Annotated in this window: 23 protein-coding genes, 1 tRNA gene and 1 pseudogene; 9 read left to right on the top strand and 16 right to left on the bottom strand. The window is 72.8% G+C overall.

Features of this window, described 5'->3' with window-relative positions:
- The first annotated feature begins 28 nt into the window (after positions 1 to 28).
- From ACFPBZ_RS27375 to ACFPBZ_RS27365, 3 genes are read left to right on the top strand one after another with little or no spacing between them, the layout of a single operon-like run.
- Positions 29 to 415, top strand: a complete 387-nt coding sequence (locus ACFPBZ_RS27375; protein WP_378039284.1) for a DUF6841 family protein — start codon at positions 29 to 31, stop codon at positions 413 to 415.
- Between the two features lie 28 nt (positions 416 to 443).
- On the top strand, positions 444 to 914 hold the full coding sequence (locus ACFPBZ_RS27370; protein ID WP_378039283.1) for an SRPBCC family protein: 471 nt from the start codon (positions 444 to 446) through the stop codon (positions 912 to 914).
- 53 nt (positions 915 to 967) lie between these two features.
- Positions 968 to 1114, top strand: a complete 147-nt coding sequence (locus ACFPBZ_RS27365; protein ID WP_378039282.1) for a globin family protein — start codon at positions 968 to 970, stop codon at positions 1112 to 1114.
- Here the strand turns inward: ACFPBZ_RS27365 and ACFPBZ_RS27360 are convergent.
- Complete coding sequence (locus ACFPBZ_RS27360) at positions 1104 to 1451, bottom strand: VOC family protein (protein WP_378039281.1); 348 nt, start codon at positions 1449 to 1451, stop codon at positions 1104 to 1106. The genes ACFPBZ_RS27365 and ACFPBZ_RS27360 overlap by 11 nt on opposite strands.
- Positions 1452 to 1601: 150 nt before the next feature.
- Between ACFPBZ_RS27360 and ACFPBZ_RS27355 the strand changes: the two genes are divergently transcribed.
- Complete coding sequence (locus tag ACFPBZ_RS27355; protein ID WP_378039280.1) at positions 1602 to 3347, top strand: MFS transporter; 1746 nt, start codon at positions 1602 to 1604, stop codon at positions 3345 to 3347.
- A gap of 9 nt (positions 3348 to 3356) precedes the next feature.
- Here the strand turns inward: ACFPBZ_RS27355 and ACFPBZ_RS27350 are convergent, their stop codons facing one another.
- The 3 genes from ACFPBZ_RS27350 to ACFPBZ_RS27340 all read right to left on the bottom strand — a co-directional run bounded on the left by ACFPBZ_RS27350 (position 3357) and on the right by ACFPBZ_RS27340 (position 5002).
- Positions 3357 to 3884 carry a sigma factor gene (locus ACFPBZ_RS27350; RefSeq protein ID WP_378039279.1) on the bottom strand — a complete coding sequence of 176 codons (528 nt, stop codon included), beginning with the start codon at positions 3882 to 3884 and terminating at the stop codon, positions 3357 to 3359.
- A gap of 19 nt (positions 3885 to 3903) precedes the next feature.
- Positions 3904 to 4689: a GAF and ANTAR domain-containing protein gene (locus ACFPBZ_RS27345; protein WP_378039278.1), complete on the bottom strand. Its 786-nt coding sequence runs from the start codon at positions 4687 to 4689 to the stop codon at positions 3904 to 3906.
- A gap of 240 nt (positions 4690 to 4929) precedes the next feature.
- Positions 4930 to 5002, bottom strand: a tRNA-Asn gene (locus ACFPBZ_RS27340).
- A 103-nt stretch (positions 5003 to 5105) separates the two neighbouring features.
- Here ACFPBZ_RS27340 and ACFPBZ_RS27335 point away from each other — a divergent pair.
- From ACFPBZ_RS27335 to ACFPBZ_RS27325, 3 genes are all read left to right on the top strand, one after another.
- Positions 5106 to 5378: a hypothetical protein gene (locus tag ACFPBZ_RS27335; protein ID WP_378039277.1), complete on the top strand. Its 273-nt coding sequence runs from the start codon at positions 5106 to 5108 to the stop codon at positions 5376 to 5378.
- A gap of 148 nt (positions 5379 to 5526) precedes the next feature.
- The gene (locus ACFPBZ_RS27330; RefSeq protein WP_378039276.1) at positions 5527 to 6669 is read left to right on the top strand and encodes an inorganic phosphate transporter; all 1143 of its coding nucleotides are present in this window, start codon (positions 5527 to 5529) and stop codon (positions 6667 to 6669) included.
- The gene (locus ACFPBZ_RS27325; RefSeq protein WP_378039275.1) at positions 6666 to 6896 is read left to right on the top strand and encodes a hypothetical protein; all 231 of its coding nucleotides are present in this window, start codon (positions 6666 to 6668) and stop codon (positions 6894 to 6896) included. Before ACFPBZ_RS27330 ends, ACFPBZ_RS27325 begins: the two co-directional genes overlap by 4 nt.
- 83 nt (positions 6897 to 6979) lie before the next feature.
- Here ACFPBZ_RS27325 and ACFPBZ_RS27320 read toward each other — a convergent pair whose 3' ends face one another.
- The 3 genes from ACFPBZ_RS27320 to ACFPBZ_RS27310 form a co-directional block, all read right to left on the bottom strand.
- Complete coding sequence (locus ACFPBZ_RS27320) at positions 6980 to 7501, bottom strand: hypothetical protein (protein WP_378039274.1); 522 nt, start codon at positions 7499 to 7501, stop codon at positions 6980 to 6982.
- Positions 7498 to 9405 carry a DNA primase gene (dnaG, locus tag ACFPBZ_RS27315; protein ID WP_378039273.1) on the bottom strand — a complete coding sequence of 636 codons (1908 nt, stop codon included), beginning with the start codon at positions 9403 to 9405 and terminating at the stop codon, positions 7498 to 7500. The genes ACFPBZ_RS27320 and dnaG overlap by 4 nt, the downstream gene beginning before the upstream one ends.
- 139 nt (positions 9406 to 9544) lie before the next feature.
- Complete coding sequence (locus ACFPBZ_RS27310) at positions 9545 to 10681, bottom strand: thermonuclease family protein (RefSeq protein ID WP_378039272.1); 1137 nt, start codon at positions 10679 to 10681, stop codon at positions 9545 to 9547.
- Between the two features lie 193 nt (positions 10682 to 10874).
- Between ACFPBZ_RS27310 and ACFPBZ_RS27305 the strand changes: the two genes are divergently transcribed.
- Positions 10875 to 11135 carry a DUF6247 family protein gene (locus tag ACFPBZ_RS27305; protein WP_378039271.1) on the top strand — a complete coding sequence of 87 codons (261 nt, stop codon included), beginning with the start codon at positions 10875 to 10877 and terminating at the stop codon, positions 11133 to 11135.
- Between the two features lie 102 nt (positions 11136 to 11237).
- Here the strand turns inward: ACFPBZ_RS27305 and ACFPBZ_RS27300 are convergent, their stop codons facing one another.
- The 5 genes from ACFPBZ_RS27300 to ACFPBZ_RS27280 form a co-directional block, all read right to left on the bottom strand.
- Complete coding sequence (locus ACFPBZ_RS27300) at positions 11238 to 11588, bottom strand: thioesterase family protein (protein ID WP_378039270.1); 351 nt, start codon at positions 11586 to 11588, stop codon at positions 11238 to 11240.
- A gap of 83 nt (positions 11589 to 11671) precedes the next feature.
- On the bottom strand, positions 11672 to 13324 hold the full coding sequence (locus tag ACFPBZ_RS27295; RefSeq protein WP_378039269.1) for a GMC family oxidoreductase: 1653 nt from the start codon (positions 13322 to 13324) through the stop codon (positions 11672 to 11674).
- 8 nt (positions 13325 to 13332) lie between these two features.
- Positions 13333 to 13995: a gluconate 2-dehydrogenase subunit 3 family protein gene (locus tag ACFPBZ_RS27290; protein WP_378039268.1), complete on the bottom strand. Its 663-nt coding sequence runs from the start codon at positions 13993 to 13995 to the stop codon at positions 13333 to 13335.
- An 83-nt stretch (positions 13996 to 14078) separates the two neighbouring features.
- Positions 14079 to 15473 (bottom strand): phenylacetate--CoA ligase family protein, encoded by a 1395-nt coding sequence (locus tag ACFPBZ_RS27285; protein ID WP_378039267.1) that lies wholly within the window; start codon positions 15471 to 15473, stop codon positions 14079 to 14081.
- A 1-nt stretch (position 15474) separates the two neighbouring features.
- The gene (locus ACFPBZ_RS27280) at positions 15475 to 17214 is read right to left on the bottom strand and encodes a thiamine pyrophosphate-binding protein (protein WP_378039266.1); all 1740 of its coding nucleotides are present in this window, start codon (positions 17212 to 17214) and stop codon (positions 15475 to 15477) included.
- A gap of 156 nt (positions 17215 to 17370) precedes the next feature.
- Here ACFPBZ_RS27280 and ACFPBZ_RS27275 point away from each other — a divergent pair, with 156 nt between their 5' ends.
- Positions 17371 to 18054: a GntR family transcriptional regulator gene (locus tag ACFPBZ_RS27275; protein WP_378039265.1), complete on the top strand. Its 684-nt coding sequence runs from the start codon at positions 17371 to 17373 to the stop codon at positions 18052 to 18054.
- A 3-nt stretch (positions 18055 to 18057) separates the two neighbouring features.
- Here the strand turns inward: ACFPBZ_RS27275 and ACFPBZ_RS27270 are convergent, their stop codons facing one another.
- The 4 genes and pseudogenes from ACFPBZ_RS27270 to ACFPBZ_RS27255 all read right to left on the bottom strand — a co-directional run.
- On the bottom strand, positions 18058 to 18582 hold the full coding sequence (locus tag ACFPBZ_RS27270; RefSeq protein ID WP_378039264.1) for a gamma carbonic anhydrase family protein: 525 nt from the start codon (positions 18580 to 18582) through the stop codon (positions 18058 to 18060).
- Between the two features lie 61 nt (positions 18583 to 18643).
- Positions 18644 to 19297: a hypothetical protein gene (locus ACFPBZ_RS27265; RefSeq protein WP_378039263.1), complete on the bottom strand. Its 654-nt coding sequence runs from the start codon at positions 19295 to 19297 to the stop codon at positions 18644 to 18646.
- Positions 19298 to 19325: 28 nt separating this feature from the next.
- Complete coding sequence (locus ACFPBZ_RS27260; protein WP_378039262.1) at positions 19326 to 19760, bottom strand: hypothetical protein; 435 nt, start codon at positions 19758 to 19760, stop codon at positions 19326 to 19328.
- A 43-nt stretch (positions 19761 to 19803) separates the two neighbouring features.
- A pseudogene (locus ACFPBZ_RS27255) lies at positions 19804 to 20781 on the bottom strand (hypothetical protein); the annotation flags it as partial.

Genomic DNA, 20781 nt, shown 5'->3' with positions numbered 1-20781 from the left:
TGATCACGACGCACCCGAGAATGGGGCCATGGACGTCGCCGGCTGGTTCGACCGCTACGTCGCCGCGTTCGTCGCGCTCTGCCGCGGCGACCGCGACGACGCCGAGGCGCTGCTGGAGTACTACTCCGTGCCGCTGCTCATCACCGGCGACGCCGACTCGTCGTGGTTCGGCACCGCCGACGAGGTCCTCGCGGTGGCCCGCGGACAGATGGCGGCGATGCGCGACGCGGGGTTCGACCGCACCGAGATGTCCGGGGCGCAGGCCGTCGCGCTGAACCGCACCAGCACCTGGTTCGCGGCCGACTTCGTGCGCCGCCGCGGCGACGACTCGGAGATCGCCGCCTTCTCGGCCTTCTACCTGATCACCGACCTGCCCGTCGGCCGCCGCATCACGACGCTCGGCATCCGTTCCTGATCCCGCGCCCACGCGCCAGGATGTCCGCGTGGCCCCCGCAGAGACCGACCCCTACGCCCACGCCGACTCCACGTGGATCGACGCCTCCCCGCAGCAGGTCTACGCCCTCGTCTCCGACGTGACCCGGACCGGCGAGTGGAGCGTGTTCACCCGCTCCTGTGAGTGGGATCCGGGCGACGGGCCGCGCCTGGGGGCCCACTTCACCGGCCACAACTCCCGCCCGGGTCGGGAGTGGACGACGCGCAGCGAGGTCGTCGTCGCCGACCCCGGCCGCGAGTTCGCCTGGGAGGTCCGCGACGGCTTCGTCCGGTGGGGCTACGAGATGGAGCACGAGGAGGGCGGCACGCGCCTGACGCAGCGCTGGGAGTTCCGCCCGTCCGGCCAGGCCTGGGTGCGCGAGACCTTCGGCGAGGAGGGGATCACCCTGCGGATCGAGGACGCCCGCACGAGCATCCCGACGACCCTCGCGACGCTCAAGGAGATCCTCGAGCGTTCCTGACGAGGCCCGGCAGACCTGGTCTTCCGGCGCCCACCGGAGGACCATCGCCCGGCATGACGACCGTCCTCGACGCGGCCGGCGGCCTCGAGGGGATGCGCCGCCTCGCCCTCGCCTGGCACGAGCGGGTGCTGGCCGACGACGGCGTCCCGGAGGGCCTCGCGATTCCCCGGTGGTCGTGGGACGGGCTCGTCAGCCCGTGAGGGGTGCTCCCCCGAAGCCGATCTCGTTGCCGTCGGGGTCGCGGAAAATCGCCTTCCGCACCCCGTTGTCATAGGTCTCGACGAGGTCGGGCTCCAGGCCGCGCCCGCGGGTGGTCGTCAGGAACCCGTCGAGGTCGTCGAGGAACGCCGTCAGCCGCGAGTGGCCGACGTGCTCCGTGCCCTCCTCGACGTAGAGGTACCGGTGCTCGGCGAGCTCCCACACGGCCTCGACGTCGTTCGGGAGGAAGACCGGGTCGGCCCCGAGCAGGCGGGAGTACCAGGTGATCGCGGCGGCGCGGTCGCGGACGTGGATCGCGGCGAACAGGGCGAGCGGCACGTGGCCGATCCTCACACCTCCCGGCGCGGTGCCCATGGTCACTCGCGGACGCGGACTCGATCGCGGCCCGGCCCACGTTGCCCACGGCAACGAGCGAACGAGGCCGGCCCGTCGTGGTCGGCCGCCCAGCCAGCAGAGACACGGTCAGCCATGACGTCCGCCCCACCCGCCCCGGACCTCGCCTCCCGGCGACGGTGGTCGATCCTCGCCGTCATCGCGATCGCGCAGCTCATGGTGGTCCTCGACAACACCATCGTGAACATCTCGCTGCCCTCGGCGCAGGCCGACCTCGGCTTCGCCGACGCGGACCGCCAGTGGGTCGTCACGGCCTACGCGCTCGCCTTCGGGAGCCTCCTGCTGCTCGGCGGGCGCATGTCCGACCTGTTCGGGCGCAAGCGCGCGTTCATGGTCGGGCTGGTCGGCTTCGCCGTCGCCTCGATGGTCGGCGGCGCCGCGGTGAACTTCGAGATGCTGGTGATCTCGCGGGCCGCCCAGGGCGCCTTCGGGGCGCTGCTCGCCCCCGCCGCGCTGTCGCTGCTCACGACGACGTTCCCCGGCGGCCGGGACCGCGCCCGGGCCTTCGGCGTCTTCAGCGCCATCGCCGGCTCCGGCGCCGCGCTCGGCCTGCTGCTCGGCGGGGTGCTCACCGAGTACGTCGACTGGCGCTGGTGCATGTACGTCAACGCCGTGTTCGCCGTGGCCGCCCTGATCGGCGCCGCGGTCGTCATGCCCGCCTTCCCGCGCCGCGAGCGCCCGCGACTCGACGTCCTCGGCACCCTCGCCGGCTCGGCCGGCCTCTTCGCCATCGTCTACGGGTTCGCCACCGCCGAGACCGACGGCTGGTCCTCCGGCCCGGTGCTCGGGTTCCTCGGCGGCGGCGTCGCCCTGCTGATCACGTTCGTCGTGCTCCAGCGCACGGTCGCGGCGCCCCTGCTGCCGCTGCGCGTGGTGCTCGACCGCAACCGCGGCGGCGCCTACCTCGCGATCCTGGTGCTCGCCTCGGGCATGTTCGCGGTGTCGCTGTTCCTGACCTACTACCTGCAGGAGCAGCTCGGGTTCTCCCCCGTGCTCACCGGCGTGGCCTTCCTGCCGATGGTCGCCTCGATCGTGGCCACCTCGACCACGATCCCGGCCACCCTGCTGCCCCGCGTCGGCCCGAAGCCGCTGATCTTCGCCGGGATGCTCCTCGGAGCCGGGGCGCTGTTCTGGCTCTCGCGGATCGACCCAGGGACCACCTACGCGAACGGCGTCGTCGGGCCGCTGATCCTCATGGGTCTCGGCCTGGGCACCGCGATGTCGACCTCGATCAACACCGCCACGCTCGGCGTCGACCCGCAGGACGCCGGCGTCGCGTCGGCCACGGTCAACACGATGCAGCAGGTCGGCGGCTCCGTCGGCACCGCGCTGCTCTCGAGCGTCGCGGGCACCGCCGCGGCCTCCTACCTGGCCGCGAACCCCGGCCGGACCACCGAGGCCACGATCTCGAGCTACGGCAGCACGTTCCTCGCCGCCTCCGGGCTCTTCCTCGTCGGCGCGATCGTCGCCGGGGCCATCGTCCGCCGGGGGCGGCCGCACGCCCCCCGGCCGGTCCCGACGACGGCCGACGCCCCGACGTCCGTCAGCACGTCCGGCGTCGAGGGCACCGTGCGCGACGACGCCGGGGCTCCCCTGGGCCTCACCGTGCTCACCCTGATGACCGACGGCGGGGCCCAGACCGACCGCGCCGTCGCCGACGACGACGGCCGCTTCCGGCTCGCCGCGGAGCACGCCGGGGCGCACCTGCTCCTGGCGGCGTCGCCGGGGCACCGCCCCGTCGCCGTCCACGTCGCCCTCGGCGAGGGCGGGACGGTCCGCCGGGACGTCACCACCGGTCCGGCTATCGAGGCTCGCGTCTGACGGGCTCGGTCACGGCTTGCGGTCGTCGGCCTCGGGGCGGAGCAGCGTCAGCGCCTCGGCCACGTCGGCGAGGACCGCGTCCGCCGGGCAGTCCCGGATCCTCGCGATCTCGACCTGGGTGAACCCCTCGAAGTAGGCCAGGCCCACCACCGCCTGCTGCTCCGCGCTCAGGCCGGCCCGGTCCGGCAGCGTCCCGTCGGTGTGCCGCACCGTGCCCGGCGCCCGCCGTCGGGCCTCCACCGCGCGGTGGCGGGCCGTCGTCAGCAGCCACGTCGCCACCGAGCCGCGGGCCGGGTCGAAGCGTGCGGCGTCCCGGCGGACGGCGAGGAACACCTCGCGGGTCACGCCCTCGGCGACGGCCGGGTCCCCCACCACGTGGAGGGCGAGGGAGTGGACGGGCTCCGCGAACCGGTCGTAGAGCACGCCCAGCGCGCGGAGGTCCCCCGCGGCGACGCGGGCGAGGGTCGCCCGGTCGTCGGGACGGCCCGACCCGTCGTCGTCGGCCGTCGGGGGGTCGACGGTCCTGCGGATCACCATGTGGGGGTCCTCGCGGCGATCAGGCGCGCCGGGAGCTGTCGAGCTCCTCCACGGGCCTCACCACGTGCAGTTCGGGGGTCGGTCCCCGCCGGGTCCCGGCCGGGACCTCGGCGGTCGTCAGCCAGGTCGCCACGGTCACGAGCTTCACGTTCGTCTCCTGCGACGCGGAGATCAGCATCTCGAACGCCTGGTCGGCGCCGACGGAGAAGCGCTCCATGAGGATGCCCTTGGCCTGGCCGATGAGGTCGCGCGAGCTCACCGCGCGCTGGAGGTGGGCGGCCTGGTCGGCCCCGTAGAGCAGCAGGGACGCCTGGGTGGCGAACAGACCGGCCATGGTCCGGGCCTGGTCGCTGAACACCCCGGGCTCGCGGGCGTAGAGGTTGAGCGCCGCGTGGGCCTCCCGGCCCGCGGGCGGCGACAGGTGCGCCGACATCACCGACCGGTAGCCGGCCCGCGCCGCGGCGGGCGCGAAGGTCGGCCAGCGACCGACGTCGTCCGGGCCCTCGAGATCGACGGCCACGACGATCCCGCTCTCCGGCGGGGTCTCCCCCGCCGTCGCGCACGGGCCCTCGTTGAGCTCGACCTGCAACTGGTCGAGCTCGCGGATCGCCACGCTCGTGGCGTGGGACGCCTGGACGGCGCCGCTCTCACTGCGGGAGATGCCCCCGCCGTCGGCGCCGGGCACGGTCTCCGCGGCCGCGGCGACGATCTGGGTCAGCACCGTCTCCATGTCGCGGATGCTGTGCCGGACGAGCCCGTGGGCGGCGGCCCGCAGGGCGGTCACGAGCGTGTCGATGTCTGTCATGGGGCCCACTGCTCCGTACGGGTCGCTGAGGAGGACCGTGAGACGGAGTCGGGGTCGAGGACCACCGTTCGACGATGACTCGACGCTACAACCTCGACGGGGGAACGGGTTCCACTCGGCGGACTGTGCGGCCGTTCGGCCCTGCCCGACCCGCCGGGACCTTGATGCGGCGCGGGATCAGGACTGGACCCGGATGGTGACCACGAGATCGTCGTGAAGGCCTGGGGCCCGGAAAGAGGGCTCCTCCGACTGGACTCGAACCAGTAACCCTGCGATTAACAGTCGCATGCTCTGCCAATTGAGCTACGGAGGACCGCCGGCCCGAGGGCGTCGGGCTCTGGTCGTAGACCGTACCGGACGCCTCCCGGGGCCCGTACGGCAGGATGGGTCCACGCCGTCGTCGGGAGGACCGGATCATGAAGCTGCTGCCGTTCGTGCTGGGTGTGGGCGTCGGGTACGTCCTGGGCGCCAAGGCGGGCCGGGAGCGCTACGAGCAGCTCTCGCGGGCCTACCGCAGGGTGGCCGACAACCCCCAGGTGCAGGCGGCCGCCGGGGTGGCGCAGGCGAAGGCGGGCGAGGCCGTGCAGGCCGCCGTCAGCGTCGCGAAGGAGAAGGTCGCGCCGTCGTCGGGCTCCGGCCACCAGCCGGCCGCTCCCGGCCGCTCGGCCGGCAACGGAACCGGGCGATAGGGGACGAACCGGCACCATTCGGGCGACGTCCACGGCCCGACCGGCTGCTGTTCACCGGCCGTTCCCCCACGTGTGAGGGAACGCGCCGTCCTCCCTTCCTAGGGTCGTTCGTGTCTGCACGGACCTGGCCCGGAGGGAACCCCCGAGCATGGAGCTCTCACTGATCGTCGTCGTCGTCATCGTGACGGCGCTGGCGTTCGACTTCACGAACGGCTTCCACGACACCGCGAACGCCATGGCGACCTCGATCGCGACCGGGGCACTGAAGCCCAAGGTCGCGGTGCTGATCGCCGGCGTCCTCAACCTCGTCGGCGCGTTCCTCTCGGTGGAGGTCGCGAGGACGATCTCCAGCGGTCTCGTGGACGAGACGAGGATCAACCCGTACATCATCTTCGCCGGGCTCGTCGGCGCGATCCTGTGGAACCTGCTGACCTGGCTCCTCGGCCTGCCCTCGAGTTCCTCGCACGCGCTGTTCGGCGGGCTGATCGGCGCCGTCGTCGTCGCCGCGGGAGCGAGCGCCGTCAACTTCGGGGCACTGCTCTCGAAGATCATCCTGCCTGCGGTCATCTCCCCCCTGCTCGCCGGCGTGATCGCGCTCGTCGGGACCGTCATCGCCTACCGCAGCACGCAGCGGGCGGACGACGCGACCGTGAAGAAGGGCTTCAAGGGCGGCCAGGTCGTGTCGGCGTCGCTGGTCGCGCTGGCCCACGGCACGAGCGACGCGCAGAAGACGATGGGCGTCATCACGCTGACCCTCATCGCCTCCGGCCTGCTCGCCCCGAACTCCGGCCCGCCGCTCTGGGTGATCCTCTCCGCCGGCCTCGCCATCGCCCTGGGCACCTACCTCGGCGGCTGGCGCATCATCCGCACGCTCGGCAAGCGGGTCTCGGACATCCAGACCCCGCAGGGCTTCGCCGCCGAGACCTCGACGACCGCGGTCATCCTCGCCTCGTCGCACCTGGGCTTCGCCCTCTCGACGACGCAGGTCGCCACGGGCGCCATCTTCGGGGCCGGTGCGGGCCGCCGGATCGCGGGCGTCCAGTGGGGAGTCGCCGGGCAGATGGCGGTCGCCTGGATCGTCACGCTGCCCGCCGCGGCCGTCGTGGGTGCGGTCGCCGCGTTCGCGGCCTCGCAGGGCACGGTCGGCACCGTCCTCGTGGCGGTCGTCGCCGTCGCGGTCGCGGCCGGCATCTACGCCGCCTCGCGCCGCTCGCCGGTCACGGCGGACAACGTCAACGACGTCCCGGCGCCGGTCGCGCCGGACGAGACCCGAGAGGTGGCGCAGGCATGACGATCGCGTGGGGGTCCCTGGGGATGGTGGCGATCGTGTCGTTCGCGGCCGCGATCGTCGTGACCGCCCTGGTGTCGTTCGGCATCGTCGGGCTGGCCGCCCGGGCGCCGCGGCCCGACGGGCCCGAGCCCGCCCTGTCGCCCGCCGCGGGAACGGCGGCCGGGGTGGTCTGCCTGGCCGGGGCGGCGGCGATCGTGCTCTACGGGCTGTCCCTGATCGTCGCCTGAGTCGACCAGCCTCGTGTCAGCGATGGCACTTCGCGGACATCCAGTGTCAGCGACGGGCCATCGCTGACACCCGGGAGACCGGCTCAGGCCGGATCGGGCCGCTGGAGCTTCTCCCCCACGCCCTCGGCGAGGACGCGGACCTCGTCGGGATCGGTGCCGGGGTCGGGCCGGACGTGCAGCAGGATGCCCTCGGGCGTGCGGCGCTGGACGAACCAGGCGCCGCCGCTGGGCAGGTCGTGGTGCTGGCGCGAGTGGATGACCCCGGTGACCCGGCGGTGCACCGTCTCGGGGACCTTGCCGGGCTCGGGCAGCGGCAGGCGCAGCGGTGGGGCGTCGGCGAGCACCACGACGGTGCCGTGCCGGGCCGACTCGACCGCCTCGACCACCACGAGCGCGCCGTTCGCCCACGTCGCCTTCGAGACCAGGTGCCAGGCGATCCGCCGGTCGCCCACCCACAGGCCGCGGTCGGTCGCGAGCACGACCTCGCCGGCGCGGGTGCGCGAGTCGGCGAGCACGCGCTCCTCGTCCTCGAGGGTGCCGGTGAAGCCGTCGGGCGTGGGCTCACGGCCGAGCAGCACGGCGGTGAGCCGGTCGGTGAACCTCATGCCGACCACTGCCCGCCGATCGCCTGGTCGCGCAGCGCCTTCTTGTACTGCTCGAGCGCCACGAGGTCGCCGAACAGCTCGTGGTACTCGTCGGCGTCGGTGACCGGCGAGATCCGCTGCAGCCGACCCTTGATCTCGGCGACCTGCCGCTCCACCAAGGCGCCCTGCAGCGCGGTGAGCATCGAGGACACGTAGCGGTGGTCGTCGGCCTCGCGCGACTGCATCGGCTCCACCGCGAGCTCGGCCACCAGCCGGCCGTAGCCCGGCGGGTTGACCGCCGCGGCCACCGCCGCGACCCACTGCGACCCGGAGAACCCGGTCGACGTGCCGCCCGCCGCGAGGATCGCGCGGTGCACCGCGAGGTAGCCCTCGTGGCCGAACGCGTCCTCGGGGAGCGTGTCGTACACCGGGCCCGCCAGCGCCGGGACCTGCAGCGCCGCCTTGAGCACCTCGCGCTGCACGCGCAGGCGCGGGTCGGTGCGGTTCGGCATCTCGGGTCCGTCGGAGCCCGGCGACGGATCCACCGCCCGCACGCGTCGTCGGGACCCCTGGGCCTTCGGGTCGACGGGCTGGCCGGCGGTCTCGCGCACCCGGCGCACCACCGTGGCCTCGTCGGGCCACCCGGTCCACCCGGCGAGGCGCCGGGCGTAGCCGTCGCGCAGCTCGATCTGGCGGATCTGGGCGACCAGCGGGACGCACCGCTTCAGCGCGGCGGTCTGGCCCTCGACGGTGCCGAGGTCGTAGTCGTCGAGGATCGAGCGGATCGCGAAGGTGAACAGCGGCGAGCGCTGGGCCACGAGGTCGCGCACCGCGGTGTCGCCGCGGGCCTGGCGCAGCTCGCAGGGGTCCATGCCCTCCGGGGCGGTGGCGATGTAGGTCTGCGCGGAGAACTGCTGGTCGCCGTCGAACGCCTTGAGCGCCGCGGCCTGGCCCGCCGCGTCGCCGTCGAAGACGTAGATGACCTCGCCGCGGTCGAACGAGTCGTCGAGCAGCAGGCGGCGCAGCACGGCCACGTGGTCGTCGCCGAAGGCCGTGCCGCAGCTCGCGACCGCCGTGGGCACCCCGGCCATGTGCATCGCCATGACGTCGGTGTAGCCCTCGACGATCACCGCCTGGCGGCTCTTCGCGATGTCGCGCTTGGCCTTGTCGAGCCCGAACAGCATCTTCGACTTGTGGTAGACGCTCGTCTCGGGGGTGTTGAGGTACTTGGCCTCGATGCGGTCGTCGTCGAACAGCCGCCGCGCGCCGAACCCGACGACGTCGCCGCCCAGGTCGCGGATCGGCCACAGCAGCCGGCGCTGGAAGCGGTCGCGGTGCCCGCGCTGCCCGGGGACCGAGAGCCCGGCCTTCTCCAGCTCGTCGAGGGTGTACCCCTCCCCCAGCAGGTGCTTGGTCAGCTTCTCCCAGCCGCCGGGCGCGAACCCGCAGCCGAACGCCTCGGCCGCCGCCTGGTCGAAGCCCCGCTCGGCGAGGAACTCGCGGGCCTTCTGCGCCTCGCCGGGCTGCGCGAGCTCGCGGGCGTAGAAGTCGGCCGCGGCCTTGTTCGCCGCGAGCAGCCGGCTGCGGGTGCCGCGGTCGCGCTGGACGCTCGACCCGCCGCCCTCGTAGGTCAGCCGGAACCCGACACGGTCGGCGAGCTTCTCGACCGCCTCGACGAACCCCAGCTGCTCGATCTTCATGACGAAGTCGATGACGCTGCCGCCCTCGCCGCAGCCGAAGCAGTGGCAGGTGTTGTGGCTCGTCCGGACGTTGAACGACGGCGACTTCTCGTCGTGGAAGGGGCAGAGGCCCTTCAGCGAGCCCGGGCCGGCGGGGCGCAGCGCGACGTACTCGCCGACCACCTCGTCGATCCGGTTGCGGTCGCGCACCTCCACGATGTCGGAGTCCCGGATCCGCCCTGCCACGGCCGCGAGTTTACGACGACCGCCGCGGGCGGCGGGCGCGCCTCGGCACCTTCATCTGTGTCTGACGCTGAGTGACCAACAGTCTCCACTGTCACTGTGGTCCTCGGTGACGTGTCAGTGCAGCTGGGGTCTGACGGGGTTAGCAGGGACGCCAGGTCTTTCCGCCAGGCGCGTAGCAGCGCGGGCCGTTGTAACCCGGGTATGAGCCCTGTCCGGACGAGCTCGGGGACGGCCGGGAGCTGGCTTTCGGGGCTGGCGAGGGCGCACGACGAGCGGCGTCCGCCTCGGCGGCTGCTGCTCGACGTCGATCAGCCCGTGCAGCGGCCTCGATACGTCCTTGTTCGGCCCGTGCGGCGGCCTCGACACGCTGCTTCTCGGACCGTGCGGCCGCTTCGGCACGTCGTTGTGTGTCTGCAGCGTCGCGCGCCTCTTGCTCCACGCGTGCACGGTCCAGCTCCAGGCGCACCCGCTCCGCCTCGGCGACCCGTATCGCCTCAGCCTGCTGTGCACGTACGACTGTCGCCCGAGACGACCAATCTCCAGCAGAACTTCGCATCCGGTCGCTTGCATTGGCTACACGTTGACGCAGCGTGGTCCGACCGTCGGCGGTGAACGCCTCCCAGGCGAGACCGATGTGCGACCGGTTGAACCACTCAAGGACCGCCGCCGCACTCGCGGCTGAACCGGCAAGGTGTGCGGCCGTCCCGTCCATCGCTTCGGGTGTCACGGGGATTGCGACGGCCTCCATCTGCTCGACGGCAACCACTCGGGCCGGCAGTGTGCAGGCGATGTTCGGTGAGTAGAGGCCGACACCCTCCGCCTCGGCCTCTTGCTGACCATCGAGCACCTCGCCGTAGTACCGACCGTTCGGCTCGTACAGCTTCGCCACGCCAAGACCTCGCCGCGCGATCTCCGCATTGATCAGATCGCCGTCCTCGCGCACTCCAGCAAGGACGCGACCGTAGGCGTCGAGTCGCTGCTCGTCGTAGGTCAGGGTGACCGTGTCACCGGGCGCGAGCACCGAAGCGAGGTAGTCCGTCGCTTCGGGTCCGAGGCACTGAACCGCCTCGTCGGGATGTCTTGTTTCCGGGGTGTCGACGTTGAGCAGCCGAACCGTCTGCCGATTGCCGTCGACCGCTGCCTCAAACGTGTCACCGTCGATAACGCGGATGATCTGGGCGGTATCTCCCTCGAGCGCGGCGTAGGTCACCGCGCCCGCGAGGCCCACAGTCAGGACAGTCGCGATACTCGCCGCGGCCATCGCGATGCCTGCCATGCGTTCCCCTGGGTGTCGTCGGGCGCGTCAACCGTGCCCGTCCTATCGCCCGTTCGGACCTGCTCGTTACTCCTTCTCGGGTACCTCGCGCAGAGTCCCCTGCGGAGATGTCATTCAGCATGAGCGACGGCGGTCGTCTAGGCACTGCTCGATCTGACCCTTGCTGTCGGTCCCCTTCGTTCCCGTCTCAAGGGTGCTGAGCACCTCCGCGGTCAAGGTGGCTACGGCCCTCACCCGCTGCGCCCCGGGGCTTCCCCGGCCACGGTCCGCTTCTATTTCCTCCCAGAGGACCGGCCGAAGTTCGTCGAGGCGTGAGGCGGCGCTCGATGACGCCCGGCAGACCCTGGACCTCACCCGGCTCGAGTACGTTCTCGAGCAGTGGCGTCGGATCGCCCTCCTGCAGGCCGACCCGGCGAGTTCCGCCGGATCGTGTGTCGCGCTGCGGAGATCGTGATAGGTCGCCCCAGCCCCGAGGACCAACCGTCGAGGTGACCCGGGCCAAGGCCGGGATCAAGGCGGACCGGTCGGCTACGTCTGGTCGCTGGCGGACGCCAGGTCAGGAGCGGAAGGCGCCGAGCCGCTCGACGACCACGCGGTCGATCTCGCCATCGGCCACGGTCGCCCCGTCGCCGTCGACCGCCTTGACGCTGAAGCCCAGACGGCCCTTCTCGTCGGGACCGCTGGTGAGCTTGACGGTCACGTCGATGGTGCCGCCGATCCGCGTGGGGCGGCGGTGCTTGACCCGGACGGCCGTGCCGACGGTGGTCTGGCCATCGGCGAGCTTCGGCTTCGCGGCCTCGACGGTGGCCGCCTCGAGCCACGCGATGAGCCGGGGGGTGCCGAGCACGGGCACGTCCCCGCTGCCCAGTGCCTTCGCGGTGTCGTCGTCGGTCACCGTGTGCGTCACGTCAGCGACCCTACGGGTTGTGGGCTGCGCCCTCGTGAGCACTTCGGGGGGCTATAGCCTCCCGAAGTGCTCACGAGACGTAGTCACATCGTCGGGGCGTCCGCGTTCGACGGCGTCGTCCTCTGGCTGACGATGTGGTCGTGGTTGCGCTTGATGTACTCCCCGGCCCGCACCGCGAGGGCGCCGATGGTCGACGTCGGGTTGACGGCGGCGCCCGTGGTCAGGGTCGAGCCGTCGACGACGAACAGGTTCGGCAGGTCCCAGGTCTGGCACCACTTGTTGAGCACCGAGTCGTCCGGGGTGTTGCCCATCCGGCAGGTACCCATGAGGTGCCAGGCCGGCGGCGGGTAGAGCACGCCGGTGTCGTTGGTCTCGACCGCCCCGACCGCCCGCGTGGCCTCGAAGATCTTCTCGATGCCGTACTTCGCGAGCGCGATGTCGTTCGGGTGCAGTTCGTAGTTCACGTGCGCCGCGGGGATGCCGTCGGAGTCGGTGACCTCCGGGTCGAGGGTCACCGCGTTCGTCTCCACGGGCAGGTCCTCGCCGAACATGAACACCATGAGGTGGTTCGCGAAATGGTTCCGGAAGAAGTCGCGGTGCTTCTCCCCCCACGGCGCGGTGTAGCCGGTGTGCGTACCCATCGCGGCGTAGGACGGACCGAACGACCGCGCCACCTGCATGCCGAATCCGTTGACGAATCCGCGGTCCATGTCGGTGTGGTAGAACTCGTGCGAGTACATCGGCGAACCGAACGAGCCCTTGAATCCCTCCACGGGCTCGTCGAACCACGAGTCGCAGAACGAGAACACGTGGTGCATCAGGTACTTCCCGACGATGCCGTTCGAGTTCGCCAGGCCGTTCTCGTGGCCCTTCTGCGCACTCTGCAGCAGCAGGCGCGGTGACCCGATCCCGTTCGCCGCGAGCACGACGATCTTCGCCCGGATCTCGTGCCGGTTCCCGGTGGTGCGGTCGATGTAGACCGCCCCGGTCGCCCTCCCGCCCTCGGCGGTGATCGTCTCGACCCGGGCCATCGTGCGCAGGTCGACGCCGGCGCGGACGTTGTAGGGCCAGTGCGCGTGCGCCGGGGTCGAGAGCGAGCCGGTGGGGCTGCCGGAGAGCTCGTTGCCCATGCCCACGTCGGCCTCGCGGTTCTCGCGGGGCCGGGTGATGATCGCGTTGTCGCTGGGCCACCAGTGCCAGCCGAGGTCGCGGGAGGCCTTCGCGTACTTCAGGCCGAGCTTGCCCGGGAGCACCATCGGGTCGCGCTGGGCGTTCTTGCGGTCGGGGTAGCTCGGGTCGCCGATCAGCCCGGAGATGCCGTAGATCGCGTCGTTGCGGTCGTAGAACGGCGCGAGGTCCTCGTAGGAGATCGGCCAGTCGATCGTGCCCTCGAGGCCGTGCTCGGTGCCCTTGCGGAAGTCGACCGGCTTGTAGCGCGGCCAGTGCCCCGCGTAGTGCACGGTCGAGCCGCCGACGTTGTTCATCATGTACGGCGTCGTCGTCCCGGTGACCGGATAGTCCTCGGGGAGCTGGCGGACGTTGGGGTCGTAGGCCCAGCCGCGCTGCTTCTCGATCTCCCATTCGTCGTGGTAGTGCGGGTGCTCCGGGGCCGTGACCCAGGGCCCCTGCTCCAGGCAGACAATCCTCGCGCCCGTGTCCTTGAGCTCGTAGGCGACGCCCGCCCCGCCCGGGCCGGAGCCGATGATCAGGACGTCCACTTCTTCGTAGCCGGCCATGGGATGCCTCACTTCGTCCAGGTGAGTTTGGACAGGTCGACGCGGGTGACCTGCTCGGTCTCGAGGTAGGAACCGTTCTCGTTCGCCTGCGCGAGCGTGGTCTCGTCCCACGGCTCGAGGGACTGGATGTAGCCGTAGGGCAGCGGCGGGCCGTGGTAGTCCCTGCCCGCCGGCACGTTCCTCCGGATCGCGAGGACGACCTCGGGCCGCGAGTAGTAGCCGTAGTAGACGAGCGCGCGGATCTGCTCGAAGAACGGATCCTCGTCGTCCTCCAGGGCCTGGACGGACCGCGCGCGCCCGGCCGGATCCGCGTCGACGAACGCCTGTCCGAGCCGGTCGAGCGCCGCGGTGAACGAGTCGGCGTCGGCCCACGGGAAGTGCTTGTTCCGGTAGCCGTGCGGGGTGATGTAGCGCCCGCAGAAGGCGACGAGGTCGACCTCGCCCGCCGACGGCCACCCCGCGGCCGGCGGGATGATCGTGTCCGCGAGCGCGTCGATCACCGCCGCCTGCGCGTCGGTGAACCGCACGGGCTGTTCGAGCCCGCCGAGCCGGGGGCGGCCGGTCTCGAAGAAGCCACCACCCCCGCCGGGCTCCACGGTGGCCTCGGGGGACCCCCAGGGTGCGGGGGCCTCCCCCAGCGGCGCGCCGCTCTCGGTGTGGACGGCGTTCATCGGCATCTCCTCTCCATGTGGCGTGGCCCCGAGAGCACGTCGGGGGGCTATGGGCCCCCGACGTGCTCACGAGCCGTAGGCACCTAGCGCCGGGTGTGCTCTCGCTCGTCGACCACGCGCCGGGCCTTGTGCTCCGCGCGCTCGAGGGTGTGGGCGTCGACGGACTCGAAGGTCACGCGGACGCCGAGCAGGGACTGCAGGCCGGCCCCGGTGGTCGACTCGAAACCGGAGCGTTCACCGGGCGGCAGGGTGGTCTCGGCCCGGACGATCATCTCGTCCATCGAGCCGGTGCGGCGCACGACGATGCGGTGCTCGCCGCCGTAGTCGGGCACCCCGCGCAGGAAGTTGTCGACCTCCGTCGGGTACACGTTCTCCCCGCGGATGTGGATCATGTCGTCGATGCGGCCGTAGACCCCGTCGGGCAGCTTCGGGTAGGTCCGCCCGCAGGGGTTGTCCTCCATCACCCAGCGGGTGAGGTCGTTGGAGGCCAGCCGGATCATCGGCTGCGAGGTCCGCTCGAGGTGCGTGTAGACCGGGGTGCCCTCGGAGCCGTAGGGCACGGTGCGGAACGAGGCCGGGTCGCACACCTCGTGCCAGACGATGTCCTGCCAGAGCAGCATCCCGTCGGGCGTGCCCGCCGTGGCCGACGCCGACATGAACGGCGTCATCTCGGCCATCGTCCCGCAGTCGATCACCGTGGCGCCGAACGCGTCCTCGATGGCGCGGCGGACGGTGGGTATCGAGGCGCCCGGCTCGCCGGAGAAGAACATGACCTTGAGCCCGAACTCGCGGGGGTCGATCTTCTCCTGCTCCGCCACCTCGGCGAGGCGCAGCGCGTAGGAGGGCGTCGCGTAGAACGCCGCCGGCTTCACCCGCGCGAGCCAGGTGACCGCGCGGGCCGTCATGCCCTGCGCGCCGGCCCCGAAGGGCAGCACCCGGCAGCGCAGCCGCTCGGCCGCGGTCATCGCGCCCCACGAGCCGAGGTAGAGCGAGAACAGCGCGGCGACGAACACCGTGTCGCCGGGCCGCACGCCCATCCCCCACAGGATGCGGGCCTGGTTGTCGGCGATGACCTCCCAGTCGCGGCGCCCGAGCGCGAACGCCGTCGGGGCGCCCGTGGTCCCGGACGTCCCGTGGATGTGGTGGACCTCCGACTCGTCGCAGCACAGGTAGTCCCCGAACGGCGGGTGGGTCGCCTGCGACTCGCGCATCTCGGCCTTCGTGACCACCGGGACCTGCTCGAAGGCCTCGAACGACGTGATGTCGGCCGGCTTCAGCCCCGCCGCGTCCCACTTCCTCCGGTAGAAGCTCGAGGTGGAGTACGCGTAGTCCATGACCTCACGGAGGCGCACCAGCACCGCGGCGTCGCGCTCGGCCGGGTCCATGGTCTCGCGGACCGGGAACCAGTACGGCGACCCCGGGTCGGGCAGGTAGTCCTGGTCGTACCTCGTCGGGAAGGCCCACTGCTCCATCTCCATGTCAGGTCCCTTCCTGGCGCCGGGCGACCTCGGCGTCGTTCCACGGGGTGAGTGCCTGGTAGTCGGGGACGAAACCGAGCCCCTTCCCGGAGTCGGGCGACGGGGCGTCCTGCGTGGTCACCACGTCGACCACGGCGGGGGCGTTCTCGAGCGCCCGGCGGATCGCCGCCTCGAGATCGGCCGCGTCGGTGACCCGCTCGCCGTGCGCCCCGAACGCCCGCGCCATCGCGGCGTAGTCGGAGTCGGCGAGCAGCGTCCCGGCGACCAGGCCGTAGTTCTCCTCCTGGTCGTAGCGCTCGATGTTCCAGGCGCGGTTGTTGGAGACGATCACGACGATCCGCGCGCCGTGCCGCACCGCGGTGTCGATCTCGGTGGCGGTGATCCCGAAGGCACCGTCGCCGGTCACGGCGATCACGGGGGCGTCGGGGCGGGCCAGCGCCGCCGCGATCGCGAACGGGGTCGCGACGCCGAGGCACCCGAACGCGCCGGCGTCGAGGTAGCGCGCGCACCGGGTGATCCCGAGCCGCGCGAACGAGAGCAGGTCTCCCCCGTCGGCGATCATCACCGCCTCGCCGAGGTCGACGGTGCCGTCCCGGTCGAGGGCGTCGAGCGCGCCGAAGATGCGGTTCGGGTGGATGTGCCCGTCGCCGCCGTCCTCGGTGGTCGACAGGCCCCGGCGGTAGTCGTTCGAGCGCTTGAGGTGTTTGTTCCTGAGTTCGTCGCGCCACGTCGTGTCGGGCTCGTGGTCCTTCAGCGCGTCGGCGATCGCCCCGAGCGCCGCCCCGGGCTCGGCGAGGATCTCCACCTCGCCGCGCCGGTTGTCGATCAGCTCGCTCGCGGTGTCGGCGATCCGCACGATCCTCGCGTGCGGGAACACCGCGGGCGAGCCCATCCCCAGCTGGTAGTCGAGCTGGCGACCGACCGTGATCAGCAGGTCGGTGTCACGCATGACCGCCGACCGGGCGCTCCCGACGGCGGCCGGGTGCGCGTCGGGCACCAGGCCGCGGCTCTCCTGCGTGTCGAGGTAGGCCGCGCCGCTGGCGTCGAGCAGGCGGACCAGGTCGGTGCCGTCGGTGGTGCGCGCGCCGCGGCCGGAGATGACCGCCGGCCTCGACGAGGCCCGGATCAGGTCCGCGACGGCCGCCACGTCGTCGGGGTGGGGCAGCGTGCGCCGCTTCGGCTTCGCCCGCAGGTGCTCGGGCATCTGCAGCGCGGGCGGCACGTCGCGCCGCAGCACGTCGGTGGGGATCTCGAGGTAGACCGGGCCGGGCTCGCCGCGGTCGCCCGCGGCGCGGGCCCAGGCCTCGTCGAACTCCCGCAGCACCTGGTCGGCACTGCGCAGCGTCCGCGCGAGCCGGGTGACGGGCTCGAGGATCGCGGTGTGCGGGATGTCCTGCAGCGGGCCCATGTTCGACTGCGGGATCGGCGGGCAGCCGCCGATCAGCAGCAGCGGGATGCGGGAGACCGACGCGTTCGCGATCGCGGTGACGGTGTTCGTCACGCCCGGCCCCGCCGTCACCATCGCGACGGCCGTCTCCCCGGTGAGCTCGGTGTGGGCGTGCGCCATGTGCACCGCCGAGCCCTCGTCGCGGACGTCGACGATGCGGACGCCGCGGCGGGCGAGCTGGTCCCAGATCGGCTGGATGTGCCCGCCCTGCAGGCCGAACACCCGGTCGACCCCGTGTCCGACCAGGAACTCCGCCACCAGGTTCGCGACCGGCACCGGTTCGCGGTCCGCCATGGCCCCTCCTCGTCGAGTGATCCACACCACGTGGTGTGCGTCACCCGACGATGCGGCATTCTGAATTCAGAAGTCAAGGGCCGATCGGAGATGTCGCTGTGCGTAGCCTGGGCCGGTCCGGGTACTTCGATCACGGGCACCAGCGGAAGGGCGACGATGGCGGGACTGCCGGAGAGGCTGTCGCGGACCGAGCAGGTCTTCGAGGCGATCGTCGACGACATCTGTACCGGGCGGCTGACGACCGGTGTCCCGCTGCGCCAGGAGCAGCTCGCCGAACGCTTCAACGTGTCGCGCCAGCCGATCCAGCAGGCGTTGCTCCTGCTGCGCAACCAGGGCCTCGTCCGGGAGTTCGGCCGCCGCGGGCTCGAGGTGACGCCGCTCGAGCGGGACTTCGTCAGCCACCTCTACGAGCTGCGCGCCATCCTCGACGGCCAGGCCGCCCGCCTGGCCGCGGACCGGCGCGACGACGACTGGCTGCGCCACGCCACCCGCGTGGTCGTCTCCGGGCGCCAGGCGTTCGACGACCGCGCGTTCGCGCAGATGGTGCGCAACGACGTCGAGTTCCACCGCGCCGTCGTCGAGGCGGCCGGCAACCCGCTGCTCACCGAGAGCGCCGGCGTGATGTGGCGCAACGTCCAGCGGGTGATGGGCGAGGTGCTGCTGCAGGGCGGCGGCCCCGCCTGGGTGTGGGAGGACCACGCCGCGATCCTCGACGCCGTGCGCGACCGCGACGGCGACGCCGCCGAGGCCCTCGCCCGCCGGCACGCCGAGCACGGCGAGCAGCTGATCCTCGAGACCATGCCCGCTCCCGCCCGGGCGGACGAGGCCTCGGCGGAGTAGCGGCTAGCCCTCGAGGGCCGTGCGGTGGACCCCGGCCAGGTGGCGGTAGGCCGCGGCGCTCAGCCCGGTGAAGCCCTGCTCGTCCTCGCTCGTCTCCCGGCGCACCTTCCCCGGCACGCCCGCGACCAGCGACCCGGGAGGGATCGTCACGCCCTGGGAGATCACGGCGCCGGCCGCCACCACGGAGCCGCGGCCCACCGTCGCCCCGTTCATGACGACGGCCCCCATGCCGATCAGGCAGTCGTCCTCCACCGTGCAGCCGTGGACGACGGCCTTGTGCCCCACGGTCACGTTCTCCCCCACCGTGCACGGGAAGCCCGGGTCGGCGTGGAGCACCGAACCGTCCTGGATGTTCGAGCCGGCGCCGACCGAGATCGCGTCGTTGTCGGCCCGGATGACGGCGGTGTACCAGATCCCGACCTCGGCCCCGAGCGTCACGCGGCCCGCGACGACGGCGCCCGGCGCGATCCACGCGGACGGGTCGATCTGCGGGGTGTGGCCGTCGACGGTGAGGATCAGGTGCTCCATGGCGGCATCGAAGCAGGTCCGGGCCGACCCCGCCCCCGCGGTCCGGGCCGTACCCGGCAGATCAGGGGTGGGCCGGCAGCGCGAGCGGCTCCTCGCCGGTCTCCTCCGGGTCCGGGGCCGGCGGCTGCGGCCCCGTGGGGTCGTCGTCCTCCGCACGGACCGGCACCATCGCGACCGCCCACGGTGCGGGCTCCGGCTTGGGGGCCCAGGACGTGGCGTCGGCGGGCGACGGGACGGGGTCGAGACCCGGGAGGCCGGCGGGCGCCACGGCGGGTGAGTCCGGCGTCGCCGGGGTGAGGTCCCAGCGGCCGTCGACGGGGCGGCGTTGCAGGGTCGGCCCGGCGGTCAGCGCCTCGACCGGCACCTCGGCCAGCCGCTGCCGCACCCGCGCGACGACCCGCGCCGGCCCCCGCACGACGGCCGTGAGGGCGATGCGGTCGCCGTGCGGGTCCGGGACGTCGTGCACCACGTGCACGCGGCCGTCCCCGGTCTCGACGACCACGGACCTCCCTCCCGGCGCGAGGGTCGCGCCGGCGCGCGCGAGGTCGGCGTGGGCCGCCCCGAGCAGTTCGAGGTCGGCGAGTCCGTCGTCGCGGGTGCAGGCGTCGAGGAGGAAGCCGCTCCCCACGTCGACGAGCGTCGCCGCGACCACGCGCCGGTCGGCGAGCAGCGATTCGAGAACCGCCGACAGCCCGTCCGACCGGACACAGGTCACGTGGCGATGACGCGCCACCGACGGCGGGTCAGCGTCGCCCGGCCTGCTGCGGGTAGTACCCGGGCTCGGCCGGCGCCGCGGTCGGGTCGTCCATCGCGAACCGCTGGGTGATCATCTTGAGGTCGCGGCGGGCCATCGCGAGGTTGGCCTGCTGCCGGTTGAGCACGAGGTAGAGGAAGAGCTTGTCGTCCTCCGTGCGCGAGTAGATCGGCCGGATGATGTGGTACTGCGTGTCGAGGGTGATCAGGATGTCCTCGATCGTCTCGCGCAGGCCCAGCTTCGCCATCACGTCGAACTTCGCGCGGACGACCTCCGAGTTGCCCGGCGCCGCGACGTCGAGGTCGAACTCGGCGCTGCCGCCGCGGGAGCCGAGGGTCATGCCGCTGTCGTAGTCGACGAGGGCGACCGCGAAGGCTCCCTTGATGTTCGTCGCGGCATTGAGGATGTAATCGATGTCAGCCATGGGTGATCTCCGGTCGGGGTGGGTCGTCGGGGTCTGGGACGGTTCAGGAGAGGCGGCGCAGCCCGGTCAGCAACCGGCGCAGGACGGACACCTCGGTGGTCCAGCCGGGGATCCCGGCGGGGGTGGGGGCAGGGGCGGGCGGCGGGGCCGGCACCGCGAGGTGGGCGCCGGGGACCCGGCGCGGCAGCCCGGACGGGGCCAACTCGGGCTCCGGCTCGGGCTCCACCTCCGTGGCGCTCGCCGGTCCGGTCGCGGCCGGGGGCTGCTCGAGGGGCGGGGCGGTGATGATCGGGTACGGCACCGGCGCGGGGACCTCGGTGGTGTCGTCGTCGACCGGCGAGGGCGGCGGCGGGACCACCACCACGGGGGCGAACAGTGACCCGGTCCGCGGGGCGGGAATGTCGGGGACCCGACGCACCTCGTCCGCGGGCTCGCGGGCGGGCGGCACCTCGGGGGCGGGAGTCCGCAGGACCCGCGCCTGGCGCACCTGCAGAGGGCGGCGGGCCGTCCCGACGACGAGGTCGTCGGTCCCGGCCGTAGGCGTGGCCCCGGTCTCCGAGGACGGCGTGAACATGGCCGGTCCGGCCTCGTCCGGCGTCTCGGACGGGGCCACGACGGCCGGGTGCTCGGGAGCCGGTGCGGGGTCGGCGACCCGGGCGCGCTGCGGGAGCGGGTCCGCGGGACCCGCGTCCACGGTGACGCCGACCTCGGGGACGCCGACCTCGGGGACACCGGTGTCGGGGACGTCGACGACCCGACCGACCGGGGACGGCGACGACGCGAGGAACGCGAGCGCCGGGACGCCGGGGCCCGACCGCGGCGGGCCCGGGAGCTCCGGGACGGGCGTGGGGCGGGGCTCCCGCGGCAGGGTGGCGTCGCGGGGCGCCGGGGCGGTGTCGGGCGCCGACTCCGGGGACGACGGCAGGGCGGCGGCCGGGTGGGCCGGGAGCGCCCCCGGCATGGCGGCGGGAATCGCGGACAGCGCGGCCGTCGCCGCCGGGAGGGACGCGGGCGGCGGCGG

Origin of the sequence: Actinomycetospora atypica, assembly GCF_042653685.1 — a bacterium.
Classification (GTDB): domain Bacteria; phylum Actinomycetota; class Actinomycetes; order Mycobacteriales; family Pseudonocardiaceae; genus Actinomycetospora; species Actinomycetospora atypica.
Note: the sequence above shows the minus strand (reverse complement) of the source record. Positions and strands in the feature narration are given on the sequence as shown.

Bases quoted from the DNA above. Each gene is read 5' to 3' on its own strand.
- ACFPBZ_RS27330 (WP_378039276.1), top strand. From the start codon at position 5,527: ATGGAGCTCTCACTGATCGTCGTCGTCGTCATCGTGACGGCGCTGGCG.
- ACFPBZ_RS27270 (WP_378039264.1), bottom strand. From the start codon at position 18,582: ATGGAGCACCTGATCCTCACCGTCGACGGCCACACCCCGCAGATCGAC.
- ACFPBZ_RS27345 (WP_378039278.1), bottom strand. From the start codon at position 4,689: ATGACAGACATCGACACGCTCGTGACCGCCCTGCGGGCCGCCGCCCAC.
- ACFPBZ_RS27280 (WP_378039266.1), bottom strand. From the start codon at position 17,214: ATGGCGGACCGCGAACCGGTGCCGGTCGCGAACCTGGTGGCGGAGTTC.
- ACFPBZ_RS27310 (WP_378039272.1), bottom strand. From the start codon at position 10,681: ATGGCAGGCATCGCGATGGCCGCGGCGAGTATCGCGACTGTCCTGACT.
- ACFPBZ_RS27275 (WP_378039265.1), top strand. From the start codon at position 17,371: ATGGCGGGACTGCCGGAGAGGCTGTCGCGGACCGAGCAGGTCTTCGAG.
- ACFPBZ_RS27285 (WP_378039267.1), bottom strand. From the start codon at position 15,473: ATGGAGATGGAGCAGTGGGCCTTCCCGACGAGGTACGACCAGGACTAC.
- ACFPBZ_RS27365 (WP_378039282.1), top strand. From the start codon at position 968: ATGACGACCGTCCTCGACGCGGCCGGCGGCCTCGAGGGGATGCGCCGC.
- ACFPBZ_RS27290 (WP_378039268.1), bottom strand. From the start codon at position 13,995: ATGAACGCCGTCCACACCGAGAGCGGCGCGCCGCTGGGGGAGGCCCCC.
- ACFPBZ_RS27350 (WP_378039279.1), bottom strand. From the start codon at position 3,884: ATGGTGATCCGCAGGACCGTCGACCCCCCGACGGCCGACGACGACGGG.
- ACFPBZ_RS27355 (WP_378039280.1), top strand. From the start codon at position 1,602: ATGACGTCCGCCCCACCCGCCCCGGACCTCGCCTCCCGGCGACGGTGG.
- ACFPBZ_RS27320 (WP_378039274.1), bottom strand. From the start codon at position 7,501: ATGAGGTTCACCGACCGGCTCACCGCCGTGCTGCTCGGCCGTGAGCCC.
- ACFPBZ_RS27260 (WP_378039262.1), bottom strand. From the start codon at position 19,760: ATGGCTGACATCGATTACATCCTCAATGCCGCGACGAACATCAAGGGA.
- ACFPBZ_RS27335 (WP_378039277.1), top strand. From the start codon at position 5,106: ATGAAGCTGCTGCCGTTCGTGCTGGGTGTGGGCGTCGGGTACGTCCTG.
- ACFPBZ_RS27295 (WP_378039269.1), bottom strand. From the start codon at position 13,324: ATGGCCGGCTACGAAGAAGTGGACGTCCTGATCATCGGCTCCGGCCCG.
- ACFPBZ_RS27375 (WP_378039284.1), top strand. From the start codon at position 29: ATGGACGTCGCCGGCTGGTTCGACCGCTACGTCGCCGCGTTCGTCGCG.
- ACFPBZ_RS27325 (WP_378039275.1), top strand. From the start codon at position 6,666: ATGACGATCGCGTGGGGGTCCCTGGGGATGGTGGCGATCGTGTCGTTC.